The 20,104-nt window shown below is 42.0% G+C and carries 17 protein-coding genes and 2 tRNA genes; 10 read left to right on the plus strand and 9 right to left on the minus strand.

The genetic code is table 11. The annotated features are described in order from the left end of the window. Genes DXD04_RS05950 through DXD04_RS05960 form a run of 3 tightly spaced genes read right to left on the minus strand, consistent with a single transcriptional unit; the run spans position 1 to position 2,463 of the window. Positions 1-783 (minus strand): DUF5683 domain-containing protein, encoded by a 783-nt coding sequence (locus tag DXD04_RS05950; RefSeq protein WP_259295997.1) that lies wholly within the window; start codon positions 781-783, stop codon positions 1-3. A gap of 11 nt (positions 784-794) precedes the next feature. Next, entirely contained in the window at positions 795-1,691 is an 897-nt protein-coding gene (locus DXD04_RS05955) for a ParB/RepB/Spo0J family partition protein (protein WP_117671720.1), read from the minus strand. A gap of 4 nt (positions 1,692-1,695) precedes the next feature. Continuing rightward, positions 1,696-2,463, minus strand: coding sequence for a ParA family protein (locus DXD04_RS05960; RefSeq protein WP_007562086.1), 768 nt, complete (start codon positions 2,461-2,463; stop codon positions 1,696-1,698). Between the two features lie 214 nt (positions 2,464-2,677). Between DXD04_RS05960 and surE the strand changes: the two genes are divergently transcribed. Beyond that, positions 2,678-3,451 carry a 5'/3'-nucleotidase SurE gene (surE, locus tag DXD04_RS05965; protein WP_117671722.1) on the plus strand — a complete coding sequence of 258 codons (774 nt, stop codon included), beginning with the start codon at positions 2,678-2,680 and terminating at the stop codon, positions 3,449-3,451. Further along, the gene (lpxB, locus tag DXD04_RS05970; RefSeq protein ID WP_117671724.1) at positions 3,448-4,599 is read left to right on the plus strand and encodes a lipid-A-disaccharide synthase; all 1,152 of its coding nucleotides are present in this window, start codon (positions 3,448-3,450) and stop codon (positions 4,597-4,599) included. Before surE ends, lpxB begins: the two co-directional genes overlap by 4 nt. A 34-nt stretch (positions 4,600-4,633) precedes the next feature. On the opposite strand, the gene DXD04_RS05975 is transcribed toward lpxB, so the two are convergent. From DXD04_RS05975 to rsfS, 3 genes are read right to left on the minus strand one after another with little or no spacing between them, the layout of a single operon-like run. Further along, positions 4,634-5,491: a phosphatidate cytidylyltransferase gene (locus DXD04_RS05975; RefSeq protein ID WP_117671726.1), complete on the minus strand. Its 858-nt coding sequence runs from the start codon at positions 5,489-5,491 to the stop codon at positions 4,634-4,636. Positions 5,492-5,511: 20 nt separating this feature from the next. Continuing rightward, positions 5,512-7,542 carry an ATP-dependent zinc metalloprotease FtsH gene (gene ftsH, locus DXD04_RS05980; RefSeq protein WP_117671728.1) on the minus strand — a complete coding sequence of 677 codons (2,031 nt, stop codon included), beginning with the start codon at positions 7,540-7,542 and terminating at the stop codon, positions 5,512-5,514. A gap of 22 nt (positions 7,543-7,564) precedes the next feature. Next, positions 7,565-7,924, minus strand: a complete 360-nt coding sequence (gene rsfS, locus DXD04_RS05985) for a ribosome silencing factor (RefSeq protein WP_117671730.1) — start codon at positions 7,922-7,924, stop codon at positions 7,565-7,567. 227 nt (positions 7,925-8,151) lie between these two features. Here rsfS and DXD04_RS05990 point away from each other — a divergent pair. From DXD04_RS05990 to DXD04_RS06010, 5 genes are all read left to right on the plus strand, one after another. After that, positions 8,152-8,222, plus strand: a tRNA-Gln gene (locus DXD04_RS05990). A 40-nt stretch (positions 8,223-8,262) separates the two neighbouring features. Further along, positions 8,263-8,333, plus strand: a tRNA-Gln gene (locus DXD04_RS05995). 243 nt (positions 8,334-8,576) lie between these two features. Further along, entirely contained in the window at positions 8,577-9,716 is a 1,140-nt protein-coding gene (locus DXD04_RS06000) for an OmpA family protein (protein ID WP_117671732.1), read from the plus strand. Positions 9,717-9,882: 166 nt separating this feature from the next. Next, positions 9,883-10,827, plus strand: a complete 945-nt coding sequence (mnmL, locus tag DXD04_RS06005) for a tRNA modification radical SAM protein MnmL/YtqA (RefSeq protein ID WP_117671734.1) — start codon at positions 9,883-9,885, stop codon at positions 10,825-10,827. A 29-nt stretch (positions 10,828-10,856) separates the two neighbouring features. After that, positions 10,857-12,047 carry an FprA family A-type flavoprotein gene (locus DXD04_RS06010; protein ID WP_117671736.1) on the plus strand — a complete coding sequence of 397 codons (1,191 nt, stop codon included), beginning with the start codon at positions 10,857-10,859 and terminating at the stop codon, positions 12,045-12,047. 84 nt (positions 12,048-12,131) lie between these two features. On the opposite strand, the gene DXD04_RS06015 is transcribed toward DXD04_RS06010, so the two are convergent. From DXD04_RS06015 to DXD04_RS06025, 3 genes are read right to left on the minus strand one after another with little or no spacing between them, the layout of a single operon-like run. Continuing rightward, complete coding sequence (locus DXD04_RS06015) at positions 12,132-12,998, minus strand: mechanosensitive ion channel family protein (protein ID WP_117671738.1); 867 nt, start codon at positions 12,996-12,998, stop codon at positions 12,132-12,134. Between the two features lie 31 nt (positions 12,999-13,029). Beyond that, a complete protein-coding gene (locus DXD04_RS06020) occupies positions 13,030-13,641 on the minus strand; it encodes an L-threonylcarbamoyladenylate synthase (RefSeq protein WP_117671740.1) in 612 nt (203 codons plus the stop codon). 49 nt (positions 13,642-13,690) lie between these two features. Then, the gene (locus tag DXD04_RS06025) at positions 13,691-15,691 is read right to left on the minus strand and encodes an AAA family ATPase (protein WP_117671743.1); all 2,001 of its coding nucleotides are present in this window, start codon (positions 15,689-15,691) and stop codon (positions 13,691-13,693) included. A 572-nt stretch (positions 15,692-16,263) separates the two neighbouring features. Between DXD04_RS06025 and DXD04_RS06030 the strand changes: the two genes are divergently transcribed. From DXD04_RS06030 to DXD04_RS06040, 3 genes are all read left to right on the plus strand, one after another. Beyond that, entirely contained in the window at positions 16,264-17,631 is a 1,368-nt protein-coding gene (locus DXD04_RS06030; RefSeq protein WP_117671745.1) for an MATE family efflux transporter, read from the plus strand. Between the two features lie 389 nt (positions 17,632-18,020). Next, the gene (locus tag DXD04_RS06035; protein WP_117671747.1) at positions 18,021-18,587 is read left to right on the plus strand and encodes a Crp/Fnr family transcriptional regulator; all 567 of its coding nucleotides are present in this window, start codon (positions 18,021-18,023) and stop codon (positions 18,585-18,587) included. A gap of 95 nt (positions 18,588-18,682) precedes the next feature. Then, positions 18,683-19,834, plus strand: coding sequence for an acyltransferase family protein (locus DXD04_RS06040; protein WP_117671749.1), 1,152 nt, complete (start codon positions 18,683-18,685; stop codon positions 19,832-19,834). Positions 19,835-20,104 lie beyond the last annotated feature (270 nt).

The following is a 20,104-nucleotide window of genomic DNA, read 5'->3' on the forward strand; positions in this document are numbered from 1 at the left end:
TTAAAATTTAATACAGCATTGCAAACCAACTCCTTGCGGACGGTTGCGGAATGCATCGTTGAACACGGTAGGCTCCCATTTCATGCTGAGGTCTTTGCTGATATCAAAATCAGACAGCTCAGCATCTACATAGGCATCAATCACTGATAGCAGATATACACCAATGAATGCAAATATACTTAAATCGCGTTGACGTCGATAAAGGTCTTTTCGTTTTCGGAAGATTTCCTGCCAATACTCCAAACGGTCATTGACATTTGTTCCGGGAGGAAGGAAATCCATATAGCTGTTGTTATTGGGATTATCGCTCATAATGTCTTGGTAGGCTTGAGAATAATCCTTATACATCTGTCCGTTCCATGTCAAGGCGTATGCACATCCTACGAAACCTCCATAAATGATAGGTAGTTTCCAGTACTTCCGGTTGTAAATCTGTCCGGCTCCAGGGATAACGAGTCCTAACCATACTGTACGGTTAGAATTGGGTATCCAGCGTTTTTTCTCCTGAGTGGGAGGCAGAGTATTTTGAATGGAGTCGTTTTGTCTTGCCAAGGCTGCAGTATCTAAGGGGGCTTCCAGTGCCTCTAATGCGAGTTTTCGCTGCAGGTTGGTTGTATCAGCCAAAGCCAGGCTGTCTGCCCGATTCTGTGAGCGGATAGAATCAGTTGTCAGTATGCCCTCCCTGCGTTTTTGGGCTCGCTGTGCATTTACCTCCATATTCCCCCAGGGGATACAGAATAGCAGGATAAGCGACAGAATATATGTAAAAGTATGTGCTCTCAAATTATTTTTGTTTATTCCGTTTTTTTCAAAGAATCCAGAATCTCCATAATTCTTTCCAGATCTGCATCGCTGTTGAAAGGAATGCTGATCTTTCCTTTTCCTTTATTGGTACAGGAAAGTTGTACTTTCGTTCCAAAGAAATTGCACAGATGATTTTGAAGCATAGAGTATTCTTCAGATAATTGTGTGCCTTTGGCAGAGATTGTTTTTCCTCCGCTTTTTATGCTTTCACCGTTAGCCAGTGCTTTTACAATTTCTTCCACTTTACGCACGGAGTACCCTTGAGCGACTGTCTCATTAAAGATACGTATCTGATTTTTAGGATCTTCCAGAGTTAATAACGCACGTGCATGTCCCATATCTATTTCCTTGTTCTTCAAGGCTACTTGGATGGGGGCTGGCAATTTTAGCAGACGTAAATAGTTTGCTATGGTTGTTCGTTTTTTGCCAATGCGTTCGCTCAGGCGTTCTTGTGTCAGTTCATATTGTTCAATTAAATGCTGGTAGGCCAGTGCGATTTCCAGAGAATTCAGGTCTTCGCGTTGAATGTTTTCAATCAAGGCCATTTCCATCACATTCTCGTCGTCTGCAGTACGAATGTATGCTGGAATTGTTTTTAGACCAGCAAGTATGGATGCCCTATATCGTCTTTCACCTGCAATAATTTGATAAGAATCTTCGTTTAGTTTACGTAAGGTGATAGGCTGGATGATACCTATTTCTGCAATGGAATCAGCCAGTTCTTGTAAGGCGATAGGATCAAATTCACGACGAGGCTGGTTGGGGTTTACAGATATTTTGTCCAGTTCTATTTCGTTGATGGATGATGATCCGGAAGTTTTTACTTCTTCGTTGGATATCAGAGCATCAAGTCCTCGTCCTAATGCAAATTTTTTTTGTACTGCCATATACTTATTTGCTATTTCTTGTTATAATTTCATTGGCTAAAGCCAAATGGTTTTTAGCTCCGGTTGATTCTGCATCATAAAGAATAGCAGGAATACCGTGGCTGGGTGCTTCACTTAGTTTGACATTACGCTGAATAATGGTCTTGAAAACCAGTTCCTGGAAGTGTCTTTTCACTTCGTCGTATATCTGGTTGGCCAGACGCAAGCGCGAGTCGAACATTGTCAGCAGGAATCCTTCAATTTCTAATGAAGGATTTAGTTTTGTCTTGATAATCTTAATCGTGTTTAAAAGCTTGCTGATACCTTCCAGCGCAAAATACTCACATTGTACTGGAATAATTACAGAGTCGGCAGCTGTTAAGGCATTGATGGTAATTAAACCCAACGATGGAGAACAGTCTATCAAAATGTAATCGTATTCGCTTTTCATCGGCTCTAACGCGCGTCGCATGATTTTCTCACGGTTCTCCAAATTCAGCATTTCGATTTCAGCACCCACCAGGTCAATGTGAGAAGGTATGATGTCTAATCCGTCAATATCGGTTGTATAAATCGCTTCCCGTATGTCAGCCTGATTGATCAGACATTCATAGATTGAACAGTCAATGTCTTTCAAATCTACACCAAGGCCGGATGAGGCATTTGCCTGAGGGTCAGCGTCAATCACTAGTACTTTCTTCTCGAGAGTAGCTAAAGATGCAGCCAAATTTATAGTGGTAGTAGTTTTGCCTACACCTCCTTTTTGGTTGGCTAAAGCAATAATTTTTCCCATATTAATCAGTTTATTCTGATTGCGAAGTAACTAATAAATGACGATAGTTTCAATTAAAATTCCATGACTTTTGGGAAAGTGTTGAAAACTCACCTCATCTGTTAATAACTTCACGCGGGCAAAGATATATATTTTTAGCTAATTGCATGATGTGGTTTGGTAAGATTAAGATTTGTTGTAACTTTACACTCATAAAAGTTTGGATAATAAAGATATGATGAAAGAGAAACCATTTCTGTTGTTGTCGAATGATGATGGATTTGCCGCAAAAGGCATTCAGGAACTGATAAAAGTATTAAGGCCAATGGCCGATTTGATGGTAGTAGCACCTTCTGGCCCACGTTCAGGAGCTTCCGGTTCCATTACTTCAGAGCATCCGCTTCGTTGTAAAAAGATAGAGTCTGCACCGGGATTTTCATTGTACAGTTGTACGGGTACTCCTGTGGACTGTGTGAAACTGGCTTTGCACGACTTGGTACCCCGTACACCTGATATGGTGATCGGAGGAATTAATCATGGAGATAACTCTTCTGTCAATGTGCACTATTCAGGTACAATGGGAGTTGTTATAGAGGGATGTCTGAAAAAAATACCTTCAGTCGGTTTTTCTCTTTGTAATCATGCGGAAGATGCAGATTTTACGCCCACTTTCCCTTATATACAACGTATCGTAGAAGAGGTCTTGCAGCATGGATTACCTGTAGGAACCTGTTTGAATGTAAATTTTCCTGATGTAAAGGATTTGAAAGGAGTGCGTATTTGTCGGCAAACAGACGGAGTCTGGACAAATGAGTTTGTAAAGTCTGTTCATCCAAGAGGTGGAAATTATTATTGGCTTACAGGTTCTTACCGGAACGATGAACCCGAGGCACAAGATACCGACCATTGGGCATTAGATCATGGATACGTAGCCATTACTCCTACTCAGATAGATGTAACGGCTTATACTTTGATGGAACAATTGAATCACTGGAACTGGCAGCTATGAAATATTATTTAATTGTAGGTGAAGCCTCGGGTGATTTGCATGCATCTAATTTAATGAAGGCACTGCAAGCAAAAGATTCTAAAGCTGAGTTTCGTTTTTTCGGAGGCGATTTGATGGCGACTGCAGGAGGTTCACTGGTCAAGCATTATAAGGATATGGCATACATGGGATTTATCCCGGTGTTGCTTCATTTGCGGACAATCTTTCGTAATATGGATTTGTGCAAGAAAGATATTGTTCAGTGGAATCCTGATGTCTTGATTTTGGTGGATTATCCGGGGTTTAACCTGAAAATAGCTGAATATATAAAAGCGCATACGAATATTCCTATTTTTTATTATATCTCTCCTAAAATCTGGGCTTGGAAGGAGTACCGCATCAAGAATATAAAACGAGATGTGGATGAGCTGTTTTCTATACTACCTTTTGAAGTGGATTTTTTCAAGAAGTATAATTATCCCATTCATTATGTCGGAAATCCATGTGTGGATGCTGTACATTGTTTTAAGCAGGGATATGCCGAGAGTTTTGAGGAATTTACTCTTCGTAACGGGTTGGATAAAAAGCCAATTATTGCGTTGTTGGCTGGTAGTCGTAAGCAGGAAATTAAGGATAATTTGCAGCGGATGATACAAGCATCCCGCAACTATACAGAATATCAGTTTGTTATTGCGGGAGCTCCTGGAATATCTCCTGAATTTTATCAGGCTTATATGGGGGATGATACCAAAATTATATTTGGTCGGACATATAGCTTGCTGAGTCATGCTACAGCTGCTTTGGTTACCAGTGGTACGGCTACACTCGAAACCGCCTTGTTCCGGGTGCCTCAGGTAGTGTGTTATTATACTGCTGCTGGAAAGCTGGTTTCATTCTTACGCCGGCATATTTTAAAAGTAAAATATATTTCTTTGGTCAACCTGATTGCAGGTCGTGAAGTGGTGGCTGAACTGGTTGCTGATGGTATGACCGCAGAAAATGTGAAACAACAACTAGAAGCAATTCTACCCGGGCAAATGACTCGTGAACAAATGTTGCAGAATTATGATGCGCTGATTAAAATTCTTGGACAGGAAGGAGCTTCTGAACGGGCAGCCGGAAAAATCGTTGAACTTTTATCTCAAAAATACAACAGGTCCTTACAGTAAGACTGAAGGACCTGTTATAAATTTTCTGCTTATATTATTCAATAAAAGAAATGATATACAGATAAACAACCGCTGCCGGAACCGCCATCAGAGTGCTGTCAAAGCGATCTAACATGCCTCCATGACCAGGTAATATATTGCCTGAGTCTTTTATTCCAATAGTGCGTTTAAGCAGCGATTCTGTCAAATCGCCTAATGTACCGAATATTACAACGGTCAGGGCTAGTCCTATCCAGATACTAATCGGCATGAATGGGAAGTAATGTGCCATCACAATGGCAGCTATAATGCTGAAAACTCCGCCGCCAATGGAACCTTCCCATGATTTTTTAGGAGAAATTCGTTCAAACAAGCGATGTTTTCCGAATAGCATACCGGTACAATATGCTCCCGTATCATTAATCCATGTGAAAATAAATATTGACAACGGCAGTATTGGGTTGTACTGTACCTGGTAATTTGACAATTCTCCTTCATTTCCAATAGAATGATAGGCCAGTACGTTTAACATTGCAAACGAAAGTGCGATGTAGATTTGGCTCATCATGGCATAGGCCCAATTGTTCAGTGGATTTTTTTTCTTTAAATATAGCTCGCTGACAAGCAGGTATATGATAAGAAATAAGTAAGGAATCAGTATTTCTGTTTGTCCAGGCATGACTCCTAAATAGGCAAAACCAAAGAACAGAAATACGCCGGCCAACATACATATAGGTTTGTTTATCTCTACATCCGGCTGTTTGCTGATGATAACCCCGAATTCATGAATGGTCAGGGCTGTAATCAGAGCAAACAATAGGGTGAAAGAGATAGGACCTCCAAGAATACAACCAATGAGTACTCCTACGAAGATTATTCCCGTAATTGCTCGTTGAATAAAGTTATTTTTCACGTTAGTTGGTTTTTATTCGGTTATGCTTCTCCTTTTTCCTGGTTTTCTTCCTGTGAAGGTATGTTATTTTCAGAGGAAGAATTATTTTCATTATCCGTATTTTCCTGCTTGTTTTCCAGCTGTTTGGTTTCCGGTAGCTGCTCATTGGCTGCCATAATTTCTTCCGAACGGGAAGTCCATGGACGTTTACCGAAAATCTTTTCAACATCTTCAGCAAAGATTACTTCTTGGTCAATTAACAGCTGTGCCAGTTGGTTGTGGCCTTCACTGTGTTCTTGCAGCAAGGCCTTTGCACGCATGTACTGCTCATTAATCATGTGCTGTACTTCCTGGTCTATAAGCTCAGCTGTATGCTCACTGTAAGGTTTCGTAAAGCTGTAATCTTCATTGCTGTTATAATAGCAGAGATTAGGAAGCTTGTCACTCATTCCTGCGTATGCAATCATGCCATAAGCCTGTTTGGTGACTCTTTCCAAGTCATTCATTGCTCCGGTGGAGATGTGTCCGATGAAAATTTCTTCAGCAGCACGTCCACCTAATGTGGCACACATTTCATCCAGCATTTGTTCCTTAGTAGTGATCTGTCGTTCTTCAGGCAGATACCATGCTGCTCCTAACGCACGTCCTCTTGGGACAATGGTTACTTTAATCAGCGGGTTGGCATGTTCCAGGAACCATGAGATGGTGGCGTGACCTGCTTCGTGAAGTGCAATGGCACGTTTTTCGGCGGCAGTCATGACTTTTGTTTTCTTTTCCAGACCACCTACGATACGGTCGATTGCAGCTAAGAAATCATCTTTATCTACACTCTTCTTTTGATGACGTGCTGCAATAAGAGCAGCTTCATTACATACATTGGCAATGTCCGCACCGCTGAAACCAGGGGTTTGTCGTGCTAATAAATCTACGTCTACACTGCTGTCCAGCTTCAGAGGTTTAAGATGAACTCCAAACACTTCCTTTCGTTCATTCAGGTCAGGAAGGTCTACATATATTTGTCGGTCAAAACGTCCTGCACGCAGTAAGGCTTTGTCCAAAATATCTACACGGTTGGTTGCCGCTAAGATAATGACTCCACTGTTTGAACCAAATCCGTCCATCTCTGTCAGAAGCTGGTTCAATGTATTTTCACGTTCGTCATTTCCTCCCATGCTTGGGTTTTTGCCACGGGCACGGCCTACGGCATCAATTTCATCAATGAAGATGATACAAGGCGACTTTTCTTTTGCCTGACGGAACAAATCACGTACGCGAGAAGCACCGACACCGACAAACATTTCTACAAAGTCTGAACCGGAAATAGAGAAGAAAGGTACATCGGCTTCACCTGCCACAGCTTTGGCTAACAATGTTTTACCTGTTCCCGGAGGGCCTACAAGCAGAGCACCTTTAGGAATCTTTCCACCCAGTTCCGTATATTTTTGCGGCTGTTTCAAGAAATCTACAATTTCCTGTACTTCCTGTTTGGCAGCAGCTTGTCCGGCAACATCCTTAAATGTAATGCGGTTAGTCCCTTTTTCAAAAAGCTGTGCTTTGCTTCTTCCCACATTAAATACGTTTGAGCCTCCTCCGGCTCCTCCTCCGCCACCCATGCGGCGCATGGCAAACATCCAGATACCGATAAGGAAGACAAACGGCAGAACGTTCCACAGGATTATACTAAAATAGTCACTTTTCTTTTCGTATTGGATAGAACCGGTAAAGTTACCTTCTTTAGTCTGCTCATCCAGAAACTTATCCAAAGCTTCCATGGAGCCTATCTGTACGTTGATGGAAGGACTTCTTCCGACTTTGTTGGCATCTTTCTTGAATACATCTACAATGTGATCCGGCTTGATATACATTTCCACCGTATTGTTGTCGTATGCCACGATTTTATCTGCATATCCTTTGGTAACCATTTCCTGAAATTCGGTATAGTTTACCTCTTTGGTGGCACTTCCTTCATCTCCGGAAAAATAGAGGAAGGCAAAAATCAAGGCAATGATGACATAAAGCCACGTTAAATTAAAGCGTGGTACATTGATTTTAGGTTTATTGTTGTCACTCATATTTCTCTTTCCTTATTATATATTAGTCCAAATCTGGAATGTCGGTCAGTTTGGCATCTGCCCATAAGTGTTCCAGATTATAAAAATGTCGTACTTCCGGCAAAAATATATGTACAATAACGTCGCTATAATCCATAGCTACCCATTGTGCATTTCTTTGGCCGTCTATGGCATACGCTTTAGTGCCGGTCTCTTTTCTTACATGTTCTTTGATGGAGTCCACAATTGCCAATACCTGACTGGGAGAATTTCCTTGGCAAATGATAAAATATTTACAGATGGTATCTTCTATTTCGTTTAAATCAGCTACTACGATTTGCTTGCCTTTTTTCTCTTGAATTCCTTCAATGATTTTTTCTATTAAAGTTGTCGTTTCGTTCATTCTTTTGATTATTCCTATTTTAAAAATTGAAAATAAAGTTCTATATATAACATAGGACAAATATACTTGGTTTTCTGTATATCCGAAAATTTTTACTTGAAAGAAGCTGAAAAAAGAAAAAAAATATGTTTTTGGGAAGAAAAAAATGCCGAAATGCTTTGGTATGTCCCAAAAATGTTGTACCTTTGCACCGTCAAAACAAAAAGATGACAATCGTTCTCTGATTTTGGGCTATGGTGTAATGGTAACACAACAGATTCTGGTCCTGTTTTTCTTGGTTCGAGTCCGAGTAGCCCAACTTCATTTGCAGCGTTCTCGCGGAGAGGATAAAGCGTTATTGGGCTATGGTGTAATGGTAACACAACAGATTCTGGTCCTGTTTTTCTTGGTTCGAGTCCGAGTAGCCCAACAGAAAAAGGTGTTCTGAGTAATCGGGACACCTTTTTTGTTTCTTCTTTTTATTTTCTCTTTCAAATAGAAATATTCTTTTTTACCTTCTTATAATCAGCTGTTTATGGTTTATTTGATGCGTTGCTGACTTCTTAATGGATGTTAACTTTTGTCGTTCCAAAAACAAAATATTCGATATCATGGTTATTAAGTCATCGAGATTGATAAAAGTAATTAGGTATTAAAGTTTTTGAATGAAAAAATGAAAAAGGTAAGTTTTTTAGTAGCAGCGTTAGCTGTATCTGCTCTTTCTGTGAATGCACAAAAAGCGTATGAAGGAACTCGTTTCTTGGATAATTGGTATGTGGGTGTGAAAGGTGGAGTGACTACTCCTACTACTCATTCTGCATTTTGGCCTAATATGCGTGCGGAAACTGGTATTGAATTAGGAAAACAGATTACTCCGGTGTTGGGTGTTTCTTTCGAAGGATTGACAGGTATCAATACGTCTTTCAGCAAAACAGCTTTTGATGATTTGAATTTAGGCGTATTGGGTAAGATTAACTTGAATAATCTTTTTGGGGGATATAATGGTGAACCCAGATTGTTTGAAGTAGAAGGTATCGCTGGATTTGGTTGGGGACATGATTTTGTGAACTCAAGTATGGGTGCGGACCGTTCTTATATGGTAAGCCGTTTTGGTGCTAGCTTTAACTTCAACTTGGGTGAGAAAAAAGCATGGGCTGTAAATGTACGTCCGGCTATTGTTTACAGAATGGATGGTGACCGTGCACAACAACTGAACGTAAACAAGTCGAAGATTGAAATTTTGGCTGGAGTAACTTATCGTTTCGCAAGCAGCAACGGAAAGCACTATATGACTATTCAGAAGCCATACAACCAGGCTGAGGTGAACTCTCTGAATGAGGCGATTAATGCCTTGCGTGCAGAAAATGCCCGTAAAGATGAAGCTTTAGGAGCAAAGGATGCAGAAAATGCACGTTTGGAAAAAGAGCTGACAGATTTGCGTAATGCACCTAAGCAGATAGAGACTATTATTCAGAATACACATTCTAAGTCATTGGAATCAGTTGTTACGTTCCGTCAGGGAAAGACCACAATCAGTACGGATCAGATACCTAATGTAGAGCGTATTGCAACTTATATGAAGAATAATCTGAAGAGTACGGTATCTATCAAGGGATACGCTTCTCCGGAAGGTAGTGCCGAAGTAAATGCACGTGTAGCTAAGCAGCGTGCGGAAGCAGTAAAGAATATGTTGATAAGTAAGTATAAAATTAGTGCTTCACGTATCACAGCTGAAGGTCAGGGTGTAGGATCTATGTTCTCAGAACCGGATTGGAATCGTGTAAGTATTGCTACTTTGAGCGAATCAGAATAATTCTTTTTTTATTGAAATAATGTAGTCTGAAGGCTGTTGCAGGTAAATACTGTAGCAGCCTTTTTTATGTCTCTTTGTTTTCATGTATGTTTTTACATTTCTTGTACAGATAAAGACTGGGAAAAGTAACTGAAAATCCTTATCTTTGCGAGGAATTTGTAAACTCATGGGAGAACGTACACGATACAATGATTTTGCCCGGTTTTTGGCCCTTCATTTTCCTTTTAAGGTGCAAAAAATCTCATTGAATGTGGGATTTACTTGTCCGAACAGAGATGGTGTAAAAGGATATGGAGGATGTACCTATTGCAATAACCAGACCTTTAATCCGGCATATTGTCGGACAGACAAGTCTGTTACGCAGCAGTTGGAGGAAGGAAAAGAGTTTTTTGCCAGAAAATATCCGGAAATGAAGTTTTTGGCATATTTTCAAGCCTACACAAATACGTATGCAGAGCTGGACAAGCTGCGTCGGATGTATGAAGAGGCATTGCGGGTAGAAGGAGTTGTCGGACTCGTTATCGGTACGCGTCCCGATTGTATGCCCGAAGAATTGCTGGATTATCTGGAAGAGTTGAATCGGCGAACCTTTCTTTTAGTGGAATATGGTATTGAAAGTACGGATAATCATACTTTGCAGCGAATAAACCGGGGACATACTTTTGAATGTACGGTGGATGCCGTAAAACGTACAGCAGAAAGAGGTATACGTGTGGGAGGTCATGTGATTTTAGGACTTCCGGGAGAAAATCATGAAGCTATCATCCGTCAGGCACGACAGGTGTCTGAACTTCCTTTGACAACGCTGAAAATGCATCAGTTGCAGCTGGTGCGTGGTACACGGATGGCACATGAATATGAGTTGTGTCCTGAAGATTTTCATTTGTACGAGGTAGATGAATACATTGATCTTGTGATAGATTATCTCGAGCGTGTACGTCCGGATCTTGTGCTGGAACGTTTCGTTTCGCAATCTCCCAAGGAACTGCTGATAGCTCCAGACTGGGGCATTAAAAATTACGAATTTGCCGTTCGTATGCAGCGTCGCCTTCAGGAAAGAGATACCTGGCAGGGAAAATTCTATGAAGAAGTAAAAAAGGAAACAATATAATATCAAATTTTTAAATTAGTTAGGATTCAATGGAAATTAAAGGTAAAGTTCATTATGTCGGTGTGAACGACCGTACAAAAGCTTTGTTTGAAAATTTGTGGCCACTTCCTTATGGCGTGTCTTATAACTCTTACCTGATTGCCGATGACGATATGGTCGCATTGGTCGATACGGTAGATGTGGCTTTCTTTGAAGTATATATTAAGAAGATACGCAGTGTTATCGGAGACCGTAAAATCAATTATTTGATTATAAATCACATGGAGCCTGACCATTCTGGTTCAATTGCTCTGATTAAGAAATACTATCCTGAAATTGTATTGGTAGGTAACAAGAAGACTTTCGAAATGGTAGAAGGATATTATGGAGTAACAGGTGAACGTTATGTGGTAGGTGATGGAGATTTCCTGAAACTGGGACATCATAGCCTTCGCTTCTATCTGGTGCCCATGGTACACTGGCCGGAAACAATGGTAACTTTTGATGAAACAGAAGGTATCCTGTTCTCTGGAGATGCTTTCGGCTGTTTCGGAGCATTGAACGGAGGATGCATCGACCGTAACATCAATACTGATATTTATTGGAATGAAATGCGCCGCTACTATGCTAATATCGTAGGTAAGTTCGGTAATCCGGTACAGAAAGCTTTACAGAAATGTGGAGGACTGCCTATCAAGACAATCTGTCCGACTCATGGACCGGTATGGGAAGAATGCATTCCGCAAGTGGTAGATATGTATGACAAGCTGAGCCGCTATGAAGGTGAAGAAGGTGTAGTGATTGTGTATGGAACCATGTATGGTAATACAGAAGAACTGGCTGAGGCTATTGCAGAAGAACTGAGTGCACAGGGCATCAAGAATATCATTCTGCACAATGTTTCTCATACGCATCATTCTTATATCCTGGCCGACATCTTTAAGTATAAAGCTTTGATAGCAGGCTGTACTACTTATAACATGCAGTTGTATCCTGAAATGGAATCTCTGTTGAGCAAGGTAGCCGCTCGTGAAATGAAGAACCGTCTGTTTGGTTACTTCGGTTCGTTCACCTGGGCCAGCGCAGCAGTGAAGAAATTGGGTGAGTTTACTGAAAAACTGAAATTTGAAGTAGTAGGTAACCCGGTAGAAATGAAGCAGAGCATGAAGGCCGACAATTATGCACAGGCTAAGGAATTGGCTAAGGCAATGGCCGACCGTTTGAAAGCAGACCGTAAATAAGTTATCTTTTTGATAGATATAAAAAAACTTCCACTAAAGGATTTTCCCTTGGTGGAAGTTTTTTTATGGAGTGATATATGCTTATCAGTCTTTTGCCTGGTGTACGGTCAGTTGCGGGAACGGGAATCCGATACCTTCTTTGTTGAATGTGTCGTATACGATTTTATTCATGTCAAAATACACATCCCAGTAGTTTTCGGTCTTGGTCCACACACGTACCTTAATATCTACACTGCTGGCAGACAAAGCTCCCAGTCCGATAAATGGAGCTGGAGTCGTGAGGATTCGTTCATCGGCCGCAATGATTCGCTCCAGTACAGCTTTTACTTTTTCATAATCTTCTCCGTATTCCACTCCGAATACCCATTCAGCGCGGCGCATGTCTTGTTTGCTGTAATTGGTGATGGCATTGCTGCTCAGAGCACCGTTAGGTACGTAAATAATTCGATTGTCTACCGTAGCCAGAATGGTGTGGAAAATCTGAATTTCTTTTACTGTTCCGCTGGCACCTTGTCCGTCGATGTAGTCTCCTACCTTGAAGGGCTTGAATACTAAGATGATTAATCCTCCGGCGAAGTTAGACAGGTTTCCGGACAATGCCATACCGATTGCCACACCGGCAGAAGCTAAGATTGCAGCAAAGCTGGTGGTTTCTACTCCTAATTTGCTGATGATGGCAAATGCTAAGATCAGGTTCAGAAGTATGCTGAGCAGACTTTTTAAGAACGTCTGTACACTGATTTCCAGTTTACGTTTTTCCAGAATTTTGCTGACCAGTCGGCTGATTTGTTTGATGATAAACCGGCCGACGATGTAGATAATAATGGCAGCCAGAATGTCTTTTCCAACCTCGATTCCCCAGTTGAGCAGTCTGTCCAGCAGCTGTTCTACGTTAATTTTTGAAGCAGTATTGCTTGCTTGTGCTGTAGCTTGTAATAATGTAAGTAACATGTGTAATGTGAATTAAAATTTTTATAGTTAATCATTCATTTAATATCCCCTTGCCTTGTCGGACAATTTCAGGTACATCATCACAACAATTTATGACGGTAGAAGGTTCAATACCTCCCGTACCTCCGTCAATAATAAGGTCTACTTTCTCTCCAAACTTTTCGTCAATCAGTTCCGGTTCAGTGATGTATTCAATGTCTTCTCCTTCCTCTAACGGCAGAGTGGTCGTCAGAATCGGTGCATCGAGCAACCGACAGATTTCACGGATGATGGCATTGTCGGGTACACGGATACCCACTTCCTTCCGGTTGCGGAAAATCTTAGGCAGACGGCTGTCCGCATTCAGGATAAAGGTAAACGGACCGGGCAGATTGTGTTTCATCAGTTTGAAAGTGGCATTACTCACGCGAGCATATTCGCTGATGTTGCTCAGGTCGTAACAGATGATGGATAAATTATTCTTGCGCGGATCGATATTTTTCAGTTTGCAGATACGCTCAATGGGGCGTTCCTTCAGCGCATGACATCCTAATGCGTACACCGTGTCTGTGGGGTAGATAATGATGCCCCCATCGTTCAGAATGTCTACTATGCGCTGCAGGTCTTCCGGTCGGTTGTTTTTAGAATATAATTTAAGTAACATGGCGTTATTTACGAAGATTTGACTTCGTATGAACGCAAAAATAAGAAAATTATTTCTTTTTCTTTCGCAGTTCTTCTGCAATTCGATAGTGAATGGCAGCTTCTATTTCCTTTCCGCTTTTTTCGAGTGCTTCAGCAAAATATTCATGCGCACCGGCATGCTGTGGCTTCAGGCTGGTAGCCTTGTCCAAATCGGAGAGCGCTTCTTCCGTTTTTCCGGTCAGCAGACGAAGTTTTCCTCGGTTGTATACTGCCTTGAAGTCCTGTGGCCGTAGTTGTACGGCATGATTCAGGCATTCTTCAGCTTCTTCCATTCGGTTTTCATCGAAGAATGTCACTCCTTTTCGTACCCAGGCATCCACATACTCCGGATACAGCTCCAGGGCCTTGTCATAGTTGGCTTGTGCCACCCTCGGGTCGTGTGCCTTAGTGATGCATTCGTTTCCCATCAGGTAATATTCCCGGGCGTATTTCTGCAAATTCTGCCGCTGTTGTTGCATTTGCTCCTTCAGCAATCGGTTTTCTTCCTTTAACCGGTTGATGATGCCTAATTTCCGGCGGATAAAACGCTGTATCAACGGTTTTTCAATGTCATATCGGCTGTGGATGGCCTTAAAGAAAGCTTCTAAGAATTCGGCAAAATTGCCTTTGTCGAAAGCTTTTACAGAGGCTACGTATTGAATGTCTGCCTGTGCCTGCTTCATGGCCCTCTCAAATGTCTGGTTGTCATTGAAGCGCTGGGCAAAGCTGACAATTTCCGGTCGGACAAACACATCTGCGTGCGAAATCCGCCGCTTCAGCTGGATGCCGTCCAATGAGGTGCAGCGGCTCAGAGCTACATAAGCCTGTCCTCCGGCAAAAACTCCTCCCGTAAAGTCGATAACTACCCGGTTGAAAGTCAGCCCCTGACTCTTGTGTACGGTGATGGCCCAGGCCAGCCGGATGGGGTATTGTGTAAATGTGCCTAATTCCTCTTCTTCTATTTTCTTTTCCGTCTCGTTATATCGGTAGCGGATGTTGCTCCAGCTTTCCTTGTGTACATCGAATTCACTCCCGTCTTCCGTTATTACATAGATGGTACCGTCTTCCGAAAGACCTGATACCGTACCGATGGTACCGTTCACCCAGCGTTTTTCCTGGTCGTTCTTGATGAAAATCACCTGTGCTCCCGGCTTGATGACCAGTTCCATCAGGGTAGGGAGGCTGCTTTCCGGAAATTCACCATGTATTTCTCCTTTTAATGTGACCGGTTCGCCTGGCAGTTCGTTGAGTTTCTTTTCGTTGATATAATCTACGTTGTCCCTCCGGGTGGCCAGCGTGATGTACAAATCATTCTCTTCCGGGCAAGGAGGTGTCGGCGTATAACGGGTGTTCAATAGTTGTAAATCCGCATTTCCGGCAGTATTAGTCCGGATATGGTCGAGCACGCTGACGAATACCTGGTCTGTTTGCCGGTATACCTTGGTGAGTTCGATGGATACCAGCTCCATCTCCTGGAACACTTTAGCTGAGAAGAAATACGGATTCGGATAAAAACGGTTCAGAATCTCCCGTTCGTCACTTTTTACTACCGGCTCCAGTTGGAATACGTCGCCCACTAACAGCAGCTGTTTTCCACCGAACGGCTCACGTAAGTTATGAGAGTACGTGCGAAGCACCTTGTCGATAAAGTCGATGATGTCGGCCCGCACCATGGAAATTTCATCGATGATGATGAGTTCGATGTTCTGAATAAGTTTCCGGTGGTCGGAAGAATATTTCAGAAAATCTTTCAGTTTTCGCCCCTGAAACTTCGGATCATCGGGCAGGAGTGGATGAAACGGAAGCTTGAAAAAACTGTGCAGGGTACTGCCACCCGCATTGATAGCCGCAATACCCGTAGGAGCCAGTACTACATATTTCTTTTTGGTATGCTGGCAGACGTATTTCAGAAATGTAGACTTACCCGTTCCCGCTTTTCCGGTCAGAAAGACCGATTGGCGGGTATATTGGATGAGTTTCAGTGCATTCTGAAATTCGGGGTTGTCGGTATCTATCAGGGTAGGAGTCATCTGTCATTGTGTTTAGAGATTCATGCAAAGATACGGACAAATGGGAAATAAAAAAAGCGGTTAGAAGTCTAACCGCTTTTTCGTCAGAATATTTACGAGAAGCCTTTCGGCATTTATCAGATTCGTCTTTAAAATGCTGAACTTGTCAGCGTCGCAGTTTTATTTGCGTCTTTCGTCATTCAGCATTACATAACCCCAGATCATTGGATCTGCATTTGCAATCTTGTGGAAAATGTTTTTTACCTTTTTCATAATTGTTACCCTTTCTTTTTTAGTTAGTTTAATTAAATCTTCTTAGCGGACTTCCCAGCCGGCCGTTGTACTTGTTACCTTATTTACCTTGAAAACTTTTTATTGGCTTTTTCTTTTAGCCTTTCTTTTTACACTGCAAATATAGACCTTTTTTCTTTACAAAATATGTTTTATAGCATGTTTTTCTTGTAAAAGGCCAATTTGTTGATGTAAATCAAATCCGGAGGCAGGGTTATTTCTTTTCAATTACATTTTCCCCTTTCTCTCCCGAAAAACTCGTAACTTTGCAGCCGTTTTGTAGAATACCTATGGCAGCAAGAATGAACAATCAGTACGAAGAACGCCTGGGAACGGAGCGGATGCTTCCTCTCATTTTCAAAATGGCTTTACCGGCAGTGGCCGCGCAGTTCGTCAATCTCCTATATAATATAGTAGACCGTATTTATATCGGTCATATACCGGAAATCGGGACAAATGCATTGGCGGGAGTAGGAGTGACCACTTCCATTGTAATTCTGATTTCTTCTTTTTCGGCTATCGTGGGGGCCGGAGGTGCGCCGCTGGCTGCCATGGCACTGGGACAGGGCGACCGGGTGCGTGCGGGGAAATTCTTAGGCAACGGTTTCATGCTGCTGATTCTGTTTACCGTGCTGACTTCGCTGGTATCTTATTTGTTTATGGAGCCTATTCTGCTGTTTGCGGGAGCATCTGCCGTTACACTTCCTTACGCAGAAGATTATCTTTCAGTGTACTTGCTGGGTACTTTGTTTGTGGAAATCTCTACCGGACTCAATACGTTCATCAATTCACAGGGGCGTCCCAATATTGCGATGTATTCCGTCTTGATTGGGGCCTTGCTGAATATTGTGCTTGATCCGATTTTTATTTTCTGGTTTGATATGGGCGTAAAAGGAGCGGCACTAGCCACTATTCTTTCGCAGGCATGCAGCGCCTGGTGGGTGTTAGGCTTTCTATGTTCCGACCGTGCCTCTTTGCGTTTGCAAAAATGTTACCTGAAATTCGACCGCCGTATCGTCGGGGGGATGTTGGCTTTGGGGGTATCTCCCTTCATTATGGCTAGTACAGAGAGTCTGGTAGGATTTGTGTTGAACGGCAGTCTGGAGAAATTTGGCGATATATACGTAGGAGCCCTGGCTATTTTACAGAGTGCCATGCAGCTGGTCAGTGTGCCACTTACAGGATTTGCCCAAGGTTTTGTGCCGGTGGCCAGCTACAACTACGGACATGGTGACCGCCAGAGGGTGAAAGACTGTTTCCGCATTGTACTGACGGTAATGTTCTCTTTCAATTTTGTCCTGATGTTGCTGATGATTTGTTTCCCTACGGTAGTCGCCTCGGCATTTACGAGCGATCCGGAGTTAATAGCCACCGTAGAGCATGTGCTGCCGCTCTTCCTGGCAGGAATGACAATCTTTGGTTTGCAGCGCGCCTGCCAGAATATGTTTGTAGCCCTTGGTCAGGCACGGATTTCTATTTTTATAGCTTTGCTGCGTAAGGTTATTTTGCTGGTGCCTCTTGCTCTGGTGCTGCCTCGCTTCTGTGGCGTGGAAGGCGTATTTATGGCCGAAGCAGTTTCGGATGCTACGGCTGCTATTTGTTGCACATTGCTCTTCTTCTGGCAATTCCCGAAGATACTTCGCAAGATGCAGAATCTGGTACAGAACTAATTTTACGATTCCGATAGGTAAATTGCTTGAAACACAGAGAGATAAAGTGGTAAATGCTTAATCGTATTCTCTGTTTCACAGTGTGGGATACAAAAACCACACTGTGGGATACATATTTCACACTGTGAAATATAAATCCCGCAGTGTGAAACAGAGAATTCTTCGAAGCGTTCTGAATTATGCTTTTCGGAATTTGTAATTATATGTGGGGAGAGGTGGAATTTCCTGATAGAAATTATCGGCTATGCTATAAATCTTTATAACTTTATCCTCCAAGTATATCGTAGCTATGATTGAGGTGGCTTAAAATACAAAAACGAATACGGTTGTGTTTCCGGGCTGCCTAGCTCGGTATGCAAGTTTTATTTATTGAAAACCAAGTCTTATAAATGAAAAATATAATAGAGAGTATCAGAAAGCAATATCCGGTGTCCGATTTGACCATAAAGGAACTTGAATCCTATTTAACACCTTGCAGTTTCCCTAAAAGGTATCAACTTATAAAGGAAGGTATTTATTGTAAGTATGCTTATTTTATAGAGAAGGGTATCTTAAGAGCCTATTGGGTGGTCGATGGAGAGGAATACACTACCTCGTTCGGAGCAGAGGGATGTATTGTTTTCAGCATGGATGAATTATATTACAACAAAAAAAGTGAGGAATATGTGGAAACGCTGGAAGAAGTGGAAGCCTACAGAATCAATATACGTGACCTCAAAAATCTTATGGAAACCAACTTGGAGTTATGCAACTGGGGGAGAATCATACATCAGAATGAATACAGACGGTTGCACAGGAGCCATAAAGAGAGGTTGTCATTGCCGGCAAAGGAGCGTTATGAGGAATTTCAGAAACAATTTCCGGAAATATGCAAAAAGGTAAATCTGAAATACATTGCATCCTATTTAGGAATCACCCTTTCTACTCTCAGCAGGTTGCGAAGCAAAAGACAGTAATTTGATTTAGGACAAATTTTTAATGGATGAGATTCCCTATCTTTGCACGATGTAAATGTATAGTATAAATCCTAATCAGTTTAATTTATCCCGATATGAATCATCGAATCTCATCTTCAGCTTTTGCAGATACAAAACCGCATTATGAACTTCTTGACGGGCTAAGAGGGGTGGCCGCACTGCTTGTTGTGTTCTATCACATTTTCGAAGGTTTTTCTTTTGCTGGAGGAGGTACCCTCATTACTGTCATTAATCATGGTTATCTGGCCGTCGATTTCTTCTTTATACTTTCAGGTTTTGTCATCGGATATGCGTACGATGACCGGTGGAAGAAGAACTTGACGTTAAAAGGCTTCTTTAAGCGGAGACTTATCCGACTCCATCCGATGATTATTATGGGGGCGATAATCGGTTGCATTGCTTTCTTTGTGCAAGGGGGAGTGAAATGGGATGGTACACATGTAGCGACCTCCGCGGTCATGTTGGCACTCTTGCTTGCAATGTGCTTTATTCCGGCTTATCCGGGAGCCGGGTATGACGTACGCGGGAACGGAGAGATGTTTTCCTTGAACGGACCGAGCTGGTCATTGTTCTTTGAATATATAGGTAATATACTTTACGCTCTTTTCATTCATCGTTTAAGTAATAAGGCACTGACAGTATTGGTCATACTGCTCGGTTTGGGGCTTTCCTGGTTTGCTTTGTTTGATGTGGTAGGTTATGGCATGATAGGAGTGGGCTGGACGCTCGATGGGCTGAACTTTTGGGGAGGCATGCTGAGAATGCTGTTTCCTTTCACGTTAGGTATGCTGATTTCAAGAAATTTCTGTCCGTTCAAGATTCGAGGCGCATTCTGGATTTGCAGCATTATCCTGTTGGGACTTTTCTGTGTGCCTTATATCGAAGGTAAGTCACCGGTATGCTTGAATGGCGTGTTCGAGATGATATGCATTGCGGTGGTATTTCCTCTATTGGTGTGTATGGGGGCATCCGGCAAGACGACAGACAAGCAGTCGACCGCTATCTGTAAGTTCCTGGGAGATATATCTTATCCGCTTTATGCCATTCACTATCCTATTATGTATGTATTCTATTCATGGCTTATTGAGAAACAGTTGTATACGTTGGAAGACACTTGGCCGGTGGCAGCTGTCGTATATTTCGGAAGTATTGCATTGGCATACTTGTGTCTGAAGCTCTATGATGAACCCGTGAGAAGGTGGCTTGGAAATAAGTTTGTGAGGTAGTATGGAAATATATTAGTAAATATGATAGGATGTATAAATCCCCCTTTTAATTAGGGATTGTGTGCAGAATTACTCGACCGTTGTTAATTCATTGGTCGAGTAATATTTTTATGTCTCTATTGTACGGTAATAAAGTTTTATGTGTATTGAAGCTTATGTCTGAAGCTTGGAATTTGAATTGATAATATCGAATTTCTTCCTATATTTGACGATTTTCCACCTTTTTTTGATTGGCTAATTCGTATTTTTGTGTAAACAAAAAAGGTGTAT

It is taken from the genome of Phocaeicola plebeius, assembly GCF_003437535.1.
Lineage (GTDB): Bacteria > Bacteroidota > Bacteroidia > Bacteroidales > Bacteroidaceae > Phocaeicola > Phocaeicola plebeius_A.

Coding starts and splice junctions, on each gene's coding strand:
- DXD04_RS06035 (WP_117671747.1), top strand. CDS start 18,021: ATGAAAAATATAATAGAGAGTATCAGAAAGCAATATCCGGTGTCCGAT.
- DXD04_RS05960 (WP_007562086.1), bottom strand. CDS start 2,463: ATGGGAAAAATTATTGCTTTAGCCAACCAAAAAGGAGGTGTAGGCAAA.
- ftsH (WP_117671728.1), bottom strand. CDS start 7,542: ATGAGTGACAACAATAAACCTAAAATCAATGTACCACGCTTTAATTTA.
- mnmL (WP_117671734.1), top strand. CDS start 9,883: ATGGGAGAACGTACACGATACAATGATTTTGCCCGGTTTTTGGCCCTT.
- DXD04_RS06015 (WP_117671738.1), bottom strand. CDS start 12,998: ATGTTACTTACATTATTACAAGCTACAGCACAAGCAAGCAATACTGCT.
- rsfS (WP_117671730.1), bottom strand. CDS start 7,924: ATGAACGAAACGACAACTTTAATAGAAAAAATCATTGAAGGAATTCAA.
- DXD04_RS06025 (WP_117671743.1), bottom strand. CDS start 15,691: ATGACTCCTACCCTGATAGATACCGACAACCCCGAATTTCAGAATGCA.
- DXD04_RS06040 (WP_117671749.1), top strand. CDS start 18,683: ATGAATCATCGAATCTCATCTTCAGCTTTTGCAGATACAAAACCGCAT.
- DXD04_RS06030 (WP_117671745.1), top strand. CDS start 16,264: ATGAACAATCAGTACGAAGAACGCCTGGGAACGGAGCGGATGCTTCCT.
- DXD04_RS06010 (WP_117671736.1), top strand. CDS start 10,857: ATGGAAATTAAAGGTAAAGTTCATTATGTCGGTGTGAACGACCGTACA.
- DXD04_RS06000 (WP_117671732.1), top strand. CDS start 8,577: ATGAAAAAGGTAAGTTTTTTAGTAGCAGCGTTAGCTGTATCTGCTCTT.
- lpxB (WP_117671724.1), top strand. CDS start 3,448: ATGAAATATTATTTAATTGTAGGTGAAGCCTCGGGTGATTTGCATGCA.
- surE (WP_117671722.1), top strand. CDS start 2,678: ATGATGAAAGAGAAACCATTTCTGTTGTTGTCGAATGATGATGGATTT.
- DXD04_RS05955 (WP_117671720.1), bottom strand. CDS start 1,691: ATGGCAGTACAAAAAAAATTTGCATTAGGACGAGGACTTGATGCTCTG.
- DXD04_RS06020 (WP_117671740.1), bottom strand. CDS start 13,641: ATGTTACTTAAATTATATTCTAAAAACAACCGACCGGAAGACCTGCAG.